This window comes from Bacteroides congonensis, assembly GCF_900130125.1.
Taxonomy (GTDB): Bacteria; Bacteroidota; Bacteroidia; order Bacteroidales; family Bacteroidaceae; genus Bacteroides; species Bacteroides congonensis.
The window spans coordinates 873,841-888,499 of sequence record NZ_FQXY01000009.1 but is presented as its reverse complement, the minus strand read 5'-3'; the positions used below and the strand labels follow the sequence as shown (position 1 = coordinate 888,499).

General features: G+C 42.7%; 9 protein-coding genes. 8 read left to right on the top strand and 1 reads right to left on the bottom strand.

Features of this window, described 5'->3' with window-relative positions; translation table 11 throughout:
* Positions 1-3: 3 nt before the first annotated feature.
* Positions 4-1,614: a CTP synthase gene (locus BQ7997_RS10350; RefSeq protein ID WP_022139290.1), complete on the bottom strand. Its 1,611-nt coding sequence runs from the start codon at positions 1,612-1,614 to the stop codon at positions 4-6.
* A gap of 189 nt (positions 1,615-1,803) precedes the next feature.
* On the opposite strand from BQ7997_RS10350, the gene BQ7997_RS10345 reads away from it, so the two are divergent.
* The 8 genes from BQ7997_RS10345 (at position 1,804) to BQ7997_RS10310 (ending at position 14,583) form a co-directional block, all read left to right on the top strand.
* On the top strand, positions 1,804-3,342 hold the full coding sequence (locus BQ7997_RS10345; protein WP_044656379.1) for a DUF3078 domain-containing protein: 1,539 nt from the start codon (positions 1,804-1,806) through the stop codon (positions 3,340-3,342).
* A gap of 130 nt (positions 3,343-3,472) precedes the next feature.
* The gene (locus tag BQ7997_RS10340) at positions 3,473-4,678 is read left to right on the top strand and encodes a tyrosine-type recombinase/integrase (RefSeq protein ID WP_073346031.1); all 1,206 of its coding nucleotides are present in this window, start codon (positions 3,473-3,475) and stop codon (positions 4,676-4,678) included.
* Positions 4,679-5,097: 419 nt separating this feature from the next.
* A complete protein-coding gene (locus tag BQ7997_RS10335) occupies positions 5,098-5,682 on the top strand; it encodes a DUF3575 domain-containing protein (protein WP_073346536.1) in 585 nt (194 codons plus the stop codon).
* Between the two features lie 14 nt (positions 5,683-5,696).
* On the top strand, positions 5,697-7,136 hold the full coding sequence (locus BQ7997_RS10330) for a DUF3868 domain-containing protein (RefSeq protein ID WP_073346030.1): 1,440 nt from the start codon (positions 5,697-5,699) through the stop codon (positions 7,134-7,136).
* Between the two features lie 11 nt (positions 7,137-7,147).
* Complete coding sequence (locus tag BQ7997_RS10325; RefSeq protein ID WP_073346028.1) at positions 7,148-8,974, top strand: Mfa1 family fimbria major subunit; 1,827 nt, start codon at positions 7,148-7,150, stop codon at positions 8,972-8,974.
* A 243-nt stretch (positions 8,975-9,217) separates the two neighbouring features.
* Complete coding sequence (locus BQ7997_RS10320; protein WP_073346534.1) at positions 9,218-10,327, top strand: FimB/Mfa2 family fimbrial subunit; 1,110 nt, start codon at positions 9,218-9,220, stop codon at positions 10,325-10,327.
* Positions 10,328-10,332: 5 nt separating this feature from the next.
* Positions 10,333-11,499, top strand: coding sequence for a hypothetical protein (locus BQ7997_RS10315; RefSeq protein WP_235817278.1), 1,167 nt, complete (start codon positions 10,333-10,335; stop codon positions 11,497-11,499).
* Between the two features lie 45 nt (positions 11,500-11,544).
* The gene (locus BQ7997_RS10310) at positions 11,545-14,583 is read left to right on the top strand and encodes a DUF4906 domain-containing protein (RefSeq protein WP_073346023.1); all 3,039 of its coding nucleotides are present in this window, start codon (positions 11,545-11,547) and stop codon (positions 14,581-14,583) included.
* The last annotated feature ends 76 nt before the right edge of the window (positions 14,584-14,659 follow it).

Here is a 14,659-nt window from a genome sequence, read left to right as displayed (position 1 = left end):
AATTTACTTTTCGTTTTCGATAGCAGCTTTCACAAACGCTACGAACAACGGATGCGGGTTCAATACCGTACTACCGTATTCCGGATGGAACTGCGTACCAACGAACCACTTCAATGCCGGGATTTCCACAATTTCCACCAAATCCGACTCTGGGTTGATACCTACACATTTCATGCCGGCAGCTTCGTATTGTTCTTTGTAGTCATTGTTGAACTCATAACGGTGACGGTGACGTTCCTGAATGTGTTCCTGTCCGTAAGCCTGATAGGTCTTGGAGTCTTTATTCAATACGCATTCGTAAGCGCCCAGACGCATCGTACCACCCATATTGGTGATTGCCTTTTGTTCTTCCATGATGTCGATCACGTTGTGCGGAGTCTTTTCATCCATCTCGCGTGAGTTGGCATCGGCATAACCCAGTACGTTGCGTGCAAATTCGATGGCGATACATTGCATACCCAAGCAAATACCGAAAGTCGGAATATCATGTGTACGCGTATATTTGATAGCAACAAACTTGCCGTCAATACCACGCTGACCGAATCCCGGGCCGATCATGACACCGGCCATACCTTTCAACGCTTCATCTACATTCTCGTCTGTCAGCTTTTCACTGTTTACGAAATGCACTTCCACCTTGCGGTCATTGTAAGTACCGGCCTGTGACAAAGCTTCACGGATAGATTTATACGCATCCTGCAAGTCATATTTCCCGACTAGCGCAATATTAACCGGCTCTTTTGTTTCAGCAGCGTGACGGCGTTCCAGGAATTTGCGCCATGGGCCGAGTCCCGGAGTTTCTCCTACCGGCAGTCCCATCTTTTCAAGAATGGTGCTGTCCAGTCCTTGTGCCTGCATCAGGATAGGTACTTCGTAGATTGTTTCCGCGTCGATAGACTGCACTACGGCTTTATCGTCCACATTACAAAATTGTGCCACCTTTTTGCGCAATCCGTCGCTTAGCGGATGTTCGGCACGGAGTACCAGTACATCCGGCTGAATACCTACACTCTGAAGTTCCTTCACCGAATGTTGTGTCGGTTTCGTTTTCAGTTCTCCGGCAGCGGCAAGATAAGGAACATAAGTCAAGTGCACACAAAGAGCATTTTTGCCAAGTTCCCATTTCAACTGACGGATACTTTCGAGGTAGGGAAGTGACTCGATGTCGCCGACCGTACCACCGATTTCTGTGATTACAAAATCGAATTTATACTTGTTTCCGAGCAGCTTCACATTCCGTTTGATTTCATCCGTGATATGAGGAATCACCTGGATTGTCTTACCCAGATAATCTCCACGGCGCTCCTTATCGATAACGCTCTTGTAGATACGTCCCGTAGTAATGTTGTTCGCCTTTGTCGTTTGAATGCCCAGGAAACGCTCATAGTGTCCCAGGTCGAGGTCGGCTTCGTGTCCGTCTACGGTAACATAGCACTCTCCGTGCTCATATGGATTCAATGTTCCCGGGTCGATGTTGATGTACGGGTCAAACTTTTGGATGGTTACATTATAACCTCTTGCTTGTAGCAACTTACCGATGGATGATGAGATGATACCTTTTCCTAATGAAGAGGCAACACCACCGGTGACGAAAATATACTTTGTTTCTCCCACAGCTATAACTGTTTTAAAAATTGTTTACTTAGTAGTATTCTTACGAACTTAAAAAGCGCAAAATTATAAAAAAAAGAGGAAGAATGCTGTCTTTCGTCTCTACAAATTTATTAAAAAATGCAATTTTAAAAGTTTCCTATGATTTCTGAACAAAATAATGTAGCTTTGCACCCTAAACCATAGACAAATATGATGAGAATTACTACTTTATGTTCAGCTTTTATCCTGTCCTTATTAACGTTATCACTTTATGCACAGGAGCCTGTTCAGGAATCAGCCGTTGATTCCGTGATTCCGGTTGATTCTTTGCAGCCTGCTCCCGAAACTCTCAAACCTGCCAAGGCGACCAAATCCCCGAAAACGACCAAGCCTTCAACAGTAGTGGCAAAAGCCAAAGTTGTGAAAGCAGATACGCTTTCAGCGGAACTTCAGAAATATTTGATGCTCAAGCTCAACATGTCAGGCCCGACTCCGAAACTGGATACAGTCTCTTATTTATATAATAAGTATATCGCCCAACTGGATTATCTGAATGACCTGTCCGTACCTGCGCGTTATATTCCGTCCGATCCTGACTATTTCCGTCTGTTTACTCCGCTGGCATATTATTATGCCCCGATGGAACAATATTCAAAACTGGAATGGAAGCCTGTGCAGCCGGATACCACTCCGCAACTGCCAACGGAGCTTCTTCCTTATGACACGCTGGCATTCTCCAAGACCCGACGTGCCAATACTTTGGTCAATAAGGCATTGATGGATCTTTATCTGCAAAAACCACAACTGGTAGTCACTACGGAAGACCGCATCATGAGCCGTGATGTTTTCCGTCGCGACGTGAAACCGAAAATATCCCCGAAAGCCAGTGTTGTCCACCTGTTCCAACCGGAGAACATGGATAATAATGTAGGTAAGGCCGATATAAAGATCAGCCGTCCCAACTGGTGGGTGACCGGTGGTAACGGATCGCTGCAAATCAGCCAGAACCACCTTTCGGACAACTGGTACAAGGGTGGTGAAAGCAACTTCTCCGGTTTGGCGACTTTCCAAATTTTTGCCAACTACAACGACAATGAAAGAATCCTGTTCGAGAATCAACTCGAAGCTAAGGTAGGTATGACTTCCACCCCGTCTGACGAATATCACAAATACCTGTTTAATACCGACCAGCTCCGCCTGTATAACAAATTAGGTTTGCGGGCCCTCAAAAACTGGTACTATACCATTTCTTCCGAATTCAAGACCCAGTTCTTCAACGGCTACAAGGCGAACAGTGAAGATCTGGTTTCAGCTTTCATGTCTCCGGCAGATTTGGCAGTCAGTGTCGGTATGGACTATAAACTGAGTAAGAAGAAATTCAATCTTTCCGTCTTTATGGCACCGTTGACCTATAACTTGCGTTATATCGGCAGCTCGGAAGTAGACGAAACCAAATTCGGTCTGGACAAAGGCAAATGTTCCAAGAATGACTTCGGTTCCCAATTACAATCGACATTCAACTGGACTATTATCTCTGCCGTAACATTGGAATCCCGTCTCAACTACTTGACCAACTACCATTGGGCGCGTGTAGAATGGGAAAATACCTTCAATTTCGTCCTGAACCGCTATCTCTCTACCAAACTTTACGTGCATACCCGTTTTGACGACAGTTCTAAACCGACTGAAGGCGACAGCTTTTTCCAGTTGAAAGAACTGCTTAGTTTTGGTATTAACTATAAATGGTAGGTAGAGACTCCAAGTTAACTCTAAAAAAGAAATAGTAAGAGGCTGTTTAACAATAAAAAGTTATTCAGTCTCTTTTTTTTATTCCCATATTTGTTATATCAATAATTATTTAATTCAAAATATAACTTATATGGCAACAGTAAAAGTTAAGTTTCGTCCTTCCTCGGTTTTTGATAAAGAGGGGACTTTGTTTTATCAGGTGACCCATGACCGGGTCGTGAGGCAAATAAGCACCGGCTACAAGCTTTTCTCCTCAGAATGGGACAAGAGATTGTCGTTAATCGTCATTCCTGCTGACGACGCAATGCGTGCACATTATCTAACCACATTGAGAAAATGTATTTTGGAAGATCAATCCCGACTTCGGGAAATAGTCCTGAGTCTCGAGCGGTCTACAAATTCCTTTACGTCAGGAGATGTAGTGAGGGCTTATCAGTCTCCTTCTGTTGGTGGTTTTCTTTCGTTTGGGCGAGAGCTTGTTGCGCAGTTAAAGCAGATTGGTAAAGAACGTACTGCTGAAACTTATGCAGCAACTCTGAACAGTTTCGAACGTTTCATGGGAAATCGTGGAGATATACTTATTGAAGGAATCGATTCGGTTCTTATGGTTGAGTATGAGACCTACTTGAAATCTGCCGGAGTATGCCCCAATAGTTCTTCGTATTATATGAGAAATTTGCGGGCAATATATAACCGTGCTGTAGACAAAGAGTTAACTGTACAGCGCAATCCCTTTAAGCATGTGTATACTGGAATTGACAAGACCATGAAGCGTGCTGTACCCATGAAAGTCATCCGTCAGATAAGGGATATGGAATTGAGATTCTCCCCGTCGATGGATTATGCCCGGGACATCTTTATGTTTTCGTTTTATACCCGCGGGATGTCATTCGTAGATATGGCATTTCTCAAAAAGAAAGATATCCGGAACGGTATCTTGTCTTATCGGCGTCACAAAACGAACCAGCAGCTTTTTATCAAATGGGAAAAACCTATGCAGGAAATTATCAATAAGTATGATACGGCAGATACGCCTTATCTGCTGCCGATAATAAAGGACATCAATAAAAACGAGAGACGCCAATATCAAAATGCGGCACACTTGATAAACAGGAAATTAAAAATGATTGGAAAACTTTTGAACTTGAATGTTACGCTGACAACATATGTCGCCCGTCACGCTTGGGCAAGTATAGCCAAAAGTAAAAATATCTCTATTTCTGTGATTTGTGAAGCTATGGGACACGATTCTGAGAATACTACGAAGATTTATCTTGCTTCATTGGATACTTCTGCTGTTGATAAGGCTAATAGTCTTATTATCAATTCTTTATAATAATATAAAAAGTATGAAAACACGTTGTTAACCCGGTACTTTTCTTATCAAGAAAAGTATTAGATGATGCAAAATTACAAAAAATAAGGTATACACTATTATATTCAATAAACTTTTTTGATTCACAACAAAAAATATTAGCATTTTTTGTCAAATGTTAAGCGGAGTGGAATGTCCGTACAGCACAAATGTGTAAATATCAGATATAAATGTTAGCGGTACTTTTCTTGATAAGAGAAGTATCGGATTAAGCTATCAAACGAATATAATTGGGGCATAAACATATTTACAAGGGAAACTAAAATACAAGTTATATTCTTGGATTATCAGTGAAATGTTAATCTGTTTATTGCTACTTGTTTGGATGATATTCCAAGGGAAATGACAACAAATGTTTAGCATAAGAATACACACAAATGATGAAGCTAGGGATTTTTCTTCTGATAATAGTCATGAATATTGTGACTCATCCGGTCTGTGCACAGAATGTGGCAATCAAGACCAATATTTTATCCGATGTTTTTTTGAATATAAATACCGGTTTGGAGGTTGGACTGGCACCTCGCTGGACGCTTGACATCTCCGGAGAGGTCAATGCATGGACATTGTCGCATGATCGCCGGTGGAAGCATTGGGCGGTGCAACCTGAGGCCCGTTATTGGTTCTGCGATCGCTTTGCAGGACATTTCGTCGGAGCTCATCTGCATGGCGGCCAATATAATATAGGTGGCATTGACACTGATTTCAGTTTATTGGGTACGGATTTCTCAAGTCTTAAAGATACCCGGTATCAAGGATGGTTTGTTGGTGCGGGCGTTGCTTATGGCTATGCCTGGATATTGGGACGGCATTGGAATATCGAGGCTGAAATAGGTGTCGGTTATTCCTATATCCGTTATGACCGTTTCAGGTGTGCCGGATGTGGAAAGAAAGTCGGTGAAAACAGACCACATAACTATTTCGGCCCAACTAAGGCAGCAGTAAATCTAGTCTATTTATTCTAAAAAAGCGTTTAGTTATGAAACAAATGATTCTTATTATAACAGCATGGCTGGGAACATGCTGTATGCTGAATGCCCAGCAAACTGTCGGAGTGACAACCGATAGTCTCAGGATTGAACGGAACGGTGAATACATAGTGGTTGACATGAGCATGGGTTTGTCTCCTTTGGATGTGGACGTAAACAGGGCTGTATTACTTACTCCCCGTTTTGTGTGCGCAACAGACACGCTTGAACTTCCGTCGATAGGAATTTATGGGCGTCAACGCTATTATTACTATGTGCGTAATGGAGAAAGCATGTTGTCCGGTGCAAAAGAGATGTCATTTAAGGCGCGTTCAAAACCCTCAGATGTGGCATATCATGCCATTATGCCTTACTATGGATGGATGAACGGGGCCGTATTGGAGTTATATCGCAGTGATTACGGCTGTTGCAACACACTATTGGCGGAATATGTCGAGCCATTAGGAGGATATATGGAAGTGATCCCGTTGTCTCCGCAATTGCTTTATGTTTACCCTCAGGCAGAAGCGGTCAAAAGCCGCTCACTTTCCGGTTCGGCTTTCATTGATTTTCCGGTCGATAAGACGGTTATTTATCCCGAATATCGTCAGAATACACATGAATTGGGTAAAATCCAAGCTTCTATCGATTCTGTACGGAACGACAAGGATATTACTATTACTTCGGTGTGGCTCAAGGGATATGCGTCACCCGAAAGTCCGTATTCTCATAACCGGGATTTGGCTATAGGCCGTACGGCAGCATTGAAACATTATATCAATCAGCTATATCATTTTAAGGATAGTGTTATAGTTACGGACTATGAGCCGGAAGATTGGGCCGGGTTGCGCCGTTATGTTGAGAAGACCAATCTGGCACACCGCACAGAAATATTGAATATGATTGACAGCAATCTGGAACCGGATGCTAAAGAAGCGAAGATAAAACGGACTTATCCGGAAGAATACCGCTTCTTGTTGCAGAACTGTTATCCGGCCTTACGTCATACCGATTATCGTATAGACTACGTTATCCGCAGCTTTAGCGATGTGGAAGAGATAAAACGTATCATGCAGACGCAGCCTCAGAAACTCAGCCTCAATGAGTTCTATCTTGTGGCACGGACATACGAACCGGGAAGCGTTGAGTTCAACGATGTGTTTGAGACGGCTGTGAGAATGTATCCTGATGACGAGACAGCCAACTTGAATGCGGCGAATTCTGCAATGCAGCGTAAGGAGCTTGAAAGCGCAAAACGTTATCTTTCAAAATCGGGAAATTCACCGCAGGCTGTATACGCCCGTGGGGTATACGCCTTTTTTGTTGAGGATTATGATAGTGCGCGAAGACTCTTGAATGATGCGAAAGCGATGGGGGTAGAGCAGGCTGAGATAATCCTTATTGAAATAGATAAAATAGAGAAAGCTAAAAATAATTTATTAATCCATTAACATTTAATTTTATGAAGTTATCAAATTTATTTTGGGGCTTGCTTGGAGTAATGGCATTTAGTGCTTGTTCCAGCGATGAAATTACGCCCGAAACCGACAGCTTGGAGATGAACGGTCAGGATCGTTTCCTGTCCGTCCAGATTGCGAACACGACTGCTGTTACTAGAACGCGTGCTGACCATAATCAGACTCTTGGTGAAGGTGATAGTACATACGAAGAAGGATTGGATGCGGAAAACGCAGTGAACAAAGTACGATTCTATTTCTTTGATGCAAACAAGAATGCTTGTCCTGTAAAACATGATGGTACTAACTTTTTTGATTGTACTTTGAATTCTGAAGGCAAGGATATGCCTAACATTGAGGAAAAGTTGGAAGCAGTAATTGTTATCAGTACTAAGGAAGGGGATAATGCGGATAATTTGAAATCAATGGTTGCTTTAATTAATCATGAAGGTTTGAATTTAGGTAGTGAAAGTTTGTCTCTTTCTGCGCTTCGTGATAAAGTGGCGGATTACAGTTCTACAACCAATGGTTTCTTGATGACAAGTTCTGTTTTTGGTTCAGAGAGTGACGATTTTTTTTGTGAGGTAGAGATACCAGGTAGCGCACTCAAAAAGTCTGAGACAGAGGCAAAGGAGAATCCGGTAGATGTCTATGTAGAGCGTGTTCTGGCTAAGGTGAGGTTACATACCGAATGGAGTAACGAAATGACAAAAATAGAGGACGTGTCATACAATGGTAAGAAATATACTGCAGTGAAATTGAAGACAGCAAAAGGAGCGGATGGAAAAGATGTTACTGTTGTTGAAGGAAATGATGAAAAAGATGTCTACGTAATTTTTACAGGCTGGGAAGTGACTGGTACTGCTAATGTCTCATATCTTTTCAAACAAGTAAATTCTGATTGGACGTTTACTCCAAATTGGGCATGGAATCATCCGATTTACCATCGTTCTTATTGGGCATTGAATCCTACTTCCGATCAAGGTTTCAAGCTTCAGTATAATAAGACATATAAGGATATAACTGCGCAAATTGGTACTGCTGGGGTGACAACTTCCAGTCCTTCTTATGATGGAAGTGAACTTTATTGTCAGGAAAATGCGGCAGATAATGCAGATGGTACAAAGTTTATATATGATCCGGAACAAGCGGTGAGTAACTATACTCAGGCTGTTATTGCTGCCGTGTTGGTAACAGTTGATGAAACTACGAAAGAGGCGAGACCGGTAGACCTGGCTAAATGGGTAGGCAAAGACTATACTAAAGAAGGAGTGCTGAATGCAATGTTGGGAACTGTCGATACACAAATTTATATTGCAACTACGAATGATGAAGGAGAAGATCTGTCTTATAGAAAGATTGGAGCAGATGATGTCGAATTAGTATCAGGTGAGGCTGCAGGCGAGGCTGATGATGAAAGTGAAGACAGTAAACGTTATTTAAGTTACTTAAAATTGAAAGAGAGTTCTCATGGATTTGATTTCCGTAACGGTGGGGATCACAAAACAAAATATGATTTTGCAAAAGTTAATGAAATCTTGGCTACTGCACCAGGAGCAAAAGTATGGCAGTCTGGACAAACCTATTATTATACCAATATTCAGCACTTAAATCAAAATGATAAAACCGGTACTAACGGTCAATATGGAGTAGTTCGTAACCATATCTACGAGATTGCTATTAATTCAGTTTATGGTTTGGGTACTCCGGTTCTTGATCCTGACGAAGTTCTTGTTCCGCAACATCCAAAAGAAGACGAGACTTATCTTGCTGCACGAATAAATATTCTCTCATGGAGAGTTGTAAAACAGAATGTTGATTTAGAATGGTGATTATTCATAGCAAACAGAATCATAAAAACAACCACTAAGTAATCCTGATGGCGGGGCGCTTCCCGTCGAGAAAGCATTCCGCCATCTTTTTAATGTAAAGAAAGCGTTTAGGTATCGGCGCAAAGAGAGATGCCGTTTTGAAATCCCGAAGAAGATTCCGGGTTTCCACTTAATCAGAAATTTCCACTGCGGTTTCGTTCCGCAGACTATATATAATCATTAATTAAGAAATGATAGATGATAATGAATACACTGTCTTATATCAAATATTTGGGAATAACAGTATTGGCAATCATAGTGAGTGCCTTCCTGTTCGTGTCGTGTGACGGTATGATTTATAACGACGAAGGTGACTGCTCCGTGCGCTACCGACTGAAATTCCGTTATGACATGAACCTGAAATTTGCCGACGCCTTTGCTCACGAAGTAAAGTCCGTCAGACTTTACGCGTTCACCCCGGACGGTGAGTTGGTATGGCAGTCTGCCGAACAAGGCAGTGTTCTTGCATCAGAAGAATATGTCATGCCTATCGACCTTGCTCCGGGTGACTATCATCTTGTTGCGTGGTGTGGACTTGACAATGAAGAATCCTTCACTTTGCCCGATGTGTCGCATGGGTGCCACCTGGAAGATTTGCACTGCAAGTTGAAACGGCAATATGATATGGAGACAGATGTAGCCACAGGTGCGCAAAAACGTATCACTTGTTCCAAGCAAGACTTGCATCCGTTATTTCATGGCACTCTCGATGTCAGTCTGCCTGTAAATGATGACGGGGGTGAGTATACATATGTCATGCCGCTGACGAAAGATACGAATATATTTCGCGTGGTACTTCAGCACCTTTCCGGAGAAGATATAAACGCTGACGACTTTGTCTTTAGCATCGAAGACCGGAACGGTTGGATGGCACATGATAATTCATTGATCAATGACGAGCCGATTACCTATCGTGCCTGGTCCACCTATTCGGGTGAAGCAGGTGTTGATATACCGACAAAAGCCGGTGCGGATGTAATGCCCGGAGCCGGGAAACGTGTTATAACAACAGTCAAAGCTGCCGTAGCAGAACTTACGGTAAGCAGGCTGGTGAAGAGGGACTGGAGCCAGTATCCACGTCCGATGTTGACAATTCGCACTACTGAGGGAAAGCTAGTTGTTTCCATTCCGGTCATTGACTACGCTTTGTTGGTAAGAGGCGAATGTAACAGGAGTATGTCCGAACAGGAATTTCTCGATCGGGCAGATGAATATAATATGACATTCTTCCTTGATGAAGACAATAAATGGGTGAGTACAGTGATACAAATCCTTTCGTGGAAAGTGGTACGTTCTAATGTAGATATAGAGTGAAAAAAATGCTGCGACATATGGTATGGATGGCGGCATTTGTCAGTTGGGCATTGTTGTTGACAGCATGTAGCAGCGGAACAAGTGGCTATACGGACGAAGTACAGCCGGACGATCCCACCGCTACGCTCATCCTGCATACCGCTCTTCTTGACAAAACCCGTGCGGCCGATATCCCTGCGGATAGCCCTGTCGAATATATGTACACGTTACGCATTATTGTCCTTCATGCGGACGGCAGTGTGGAGCATAACGTTCATGTCGATTTTGGTAACTCCCCTCAAACCGAATGTTTCAGGATACTAAAGGTGACACGGAATGAAACAAAGAAAATATACCTGATAGCTAACGAAGAAAGCGTATCTTCCGAGCTTCACGGAAAATTGGAAACATTGACAGCAGGCGATAATACATTCCGGAGCATTGTGGACGAATTGTATTTCACCCCCGATTATAAGAACCCCATTCCTATGAGCTCGGTGTATGATGTCCCGGTCAATGCGGAGAGTTTGGTAGAGCGGCAGTTCTATTTGGTTCGTGCCGCTACCAAATTTACTTTCCGTCTCACGAACGAACGTGAAAATGCTGTCAGTGTGGATGCAATCGGTATTTCCGGAATAGTCGGGAAAACGTATCTGATACCTCATAAAAAGGAAAATGAGATGTTTTTTGAGGGTGAGCCGTTCTTTTGGATCGACTGGCTGAAAAAAGTGGCGGATGAGTCGCAAAATCATCCGGAGGATGTGACGTTGGCGGATAGGAGAGGGTGGATACAGGATTACGATATTCCTTCCGCACAGATTCACGAGGAAGTTGTCGTTCGTTCCCCGACTCTGGTTCCCGGTCTCACATATCACGTGAATGAAGCTCCCACTCCCGGTGAAAAAATATTCCCAGTGTTTTATCTTCCGGAAAGTAAGAATCTCAAAGATGGAGCACAAGAATATGGAGAGCAAGCCTATACGATGACCCTTCATCTGACGGAAAAAACTCCTGAAGGGGAAGCCGGAACCTCAGAGGAGAAAAAAGTATCGTTTACCCGGTCTTTCCCTAATCTGAGAGCCCTTTTCCGCAACACACACATACTGGTTGACGTCACATTTTGGGAGGAAGGGGTAAAAGTAGATGTGATACCTTATAGTGAAGTTATCCTTAAACCGGATTTCGGATTATAAATGAGATGGCAAAAACAAATAAAAAAAGAATGATAATACGATAAGATGATGAGACGCGATATAGTATATACATCTCTGTTGGTACTTGTCTTCAGTGTGGCAAGTTGTGTGGACGACTGGTTTGAAAGACCGGAATCCGTCGGGGAGGGTAAAAGCACAGTGTCTGCTACCGTGGATTTCCGTCCTATGGCTTCAGGGCTTACGCAAAGCACAAGAGCGGCGGGAGATGCGATTAAGGAAATAGAGACGCTCCATGTCTTGTTGTATGATGAAAGTGGAAACCTAGTGGAGAATCAAAGCCGTCAGATTCTAGACTATGAAATCACTGATGAGAAACGTGTGGATACAGATGCAGATAACAATGTATCAGCAGAAACACGGACTCCACGTGCCACTTTCAAATTGAAAGAAATACCTTTTGGCAGATACTATATTTATGCTGTTGCCAATATCCCCGATCTTCTTATCAAGTATTCCGATTATATCAAGACCAAAGAGGGGTTAAAGCGTATACCGCTTACCTGGCATAATGCTTCCGGTGAAGTCGGCAAGAACAGTCAGATGCTTGGATATTTCACGTCGACCAAGAAAGATCAGCCGGAAAACGAACCTCTTACCATCAACAGACCGAGCATCTACCTGCATTCGTGGATGCGCCGGGCTGCTTCGAAACTTACGATCGCTTATGACGGCAGTCGCCTGAAAGAAGGTGTTTTTGTATACCTTAAATCGGTACGGATAAAAGATATTCCGTCACAATGTTATCTGGGCGAAGATAATAATGTAGGTGCGGAAGGATACGGACTGAGCAAAACCTTGTTGGACGGTGAAGAAATAAAATACTATAAAGGAGACTTGCCTACGGATTACGACCACGAATATAATGGCCCGCGTATCACGCGGGGAAATCCCCATTATGGTTCGCATCATGAAGACTCTGTTGCTGTATACTTTTATGAGAATATACAGGGGGAAGGTAAGGACAAGCGGCAGGATGCTGATGGAAAAGACGGGCTTGACGCTCCGGGGATGCCGGGAGCCCCCGGCTATAAGCTTAAGGATGACAAACCATATGGCACATATGTAGAAGTAGACGCTTATTACGTCTCCATCAATTCAGAAAGAATTGGAAACGGTCCTATCAAGTACCGGTTCATGCTTGGGCAGGATATTTTCAAAGATTATAATGCCAAGCGTAACTGCCATTACAAACTGACACTCGGATTCAAGAATTTTGCCAACGATGTAGACTGGCATATCGAGTATGTGGAGCCGGAACCGGGTGTTGTTACTCCGGAACCCTATTTCATATCATACTTGTATAATCACTCAATGATGTATCCAATTAAAGTAAATACAGGTGGGCTTGAAATTGAATACATAAAGGCGGAAATTATGGATAATCGCTGGGCTCCGTATAATGCCAATGACTCGATATATTATTCTAAAATGGACAAGCCGAATGAGAATCAGTGGAATGGTTTTCTTTCATTACATAAGACTGTTGATCTGGTTATTCCTAAAACAACCCCTTCGGTAACTGTAGATTCTAATAAGGACCATTATGAGAAAGCTCCTAAAAGAGGAGAGCGTACATATACGGATATGAGTGTAGGCGAACATATCACAACTGGTTCCGATTCGAAAGACACATACCGTGTGGAGCAACATCCTACCGAAGCGAATACATACAATGTCTTTATACCTATGTATACACGTGCCAAGCAATTGATAAAAGAAACGGCTTATACGGGTAACAATCCTTATGTCGCATACCATCGGAAGGCGGAAGTCAAGATTACGACCAAGCTGAAAGGTCTGGAAAAAACGTTTGAAAATATGGTAACCATTTATCAAGTACGTCGTATTGTCAATCCCAAAGGCATATTTCGTAGTAGCGGAAAGAGTGATCCGTTTCATGTGGTGCTGAAACGTTTACCAAAGGAGAATGCAACCAAATTTGAGACATTTGTGTCAGAAGGACCGTGGAAAGCATATGTTGTAAGGTATTGTAACAGCGATGGTAGTGCAGGGCAAGTTGTCAACCTTGACAAAGGCAGTGGAATGTCCGAATGTATAAAAGATACCGTATATGGAAAAACAGGTTCCGAGATTGATTTTAATGTCAATTTTGACGGAACGTGTGATGCCAATACTTCCCGTTATGCTATTATAAGGGTCGAATATCACAACTATACTTGTTATCATCTGATATTTGTACGGCAGGGTGACAGTCCGGACGACCTGATAGCAGGCGGAACGAGATGGCACACCAAGAACATGAGGACAAAAACGGAAGAAGCTGAATCTCCGCTGGACGAAGGCTCTCTGTTCGGGCGTGGTAATTGGGATTATCCTATTGATGCGCTGAATAATAAGAATCCCAAGGAATATTGGGTGAATGTACTACCGGAAGATTTTAACAACTCATATCCGGCAGATGGCTTTTTTACAATAGCCGGAAGTGGTGAAAAGAAGAAGTGGAGTGATATAGCCAAAAACGCAGATTTTACAGAGCCTAAAACCGGTTGGAGGGTTGCTGGTGCCTCAGATTATCAGGCATTGTTTGATAGTGATATTATAAAACAGGGATACGGAGTGCTATATGGAGATGGAGCGAAAGAAGTTGCAGATGACCTTAATGATGTGTACGGTTACGATTACACAACCTCAAAGGCACGTGGAATGAGAGGATGTTTTGTCTATAACGAACAAACAGGAAAAAATCTTTTCTTTCCGATAGGTGCTTCCGGTTATGGGCATCGAAAAGATTCTCGAGGTGAATCTAAAATACATGTCGGAATTTTAAGATATGCTGCAAGTAGGAATACGTACTTTAGCTCAAATGATGCAAGTGCCCTTTATCCTAATGGTGTCAATGACTGTCCATTGTTTTATGACATTTATATGCGTCCGGGTGCGATATACTGGTATGACAAGACCGGGCAGAATAAAATAAATGGTACAACAGAAAGCAATGTAGGCTGGGACTTCAATTATTTTACATTTGATTTTTATCCTATGGGTAGTTGGGGCACAAGCGGAGGTATGGATGCCTGCTTTGTTCGTTGTGTAGAAAAGTAATTTAACTACATATTTGGATTTGTGAGTAAAAAGAAAACGTTTTTTCTTGTTTACTATTTATAATTTTGCCTATATT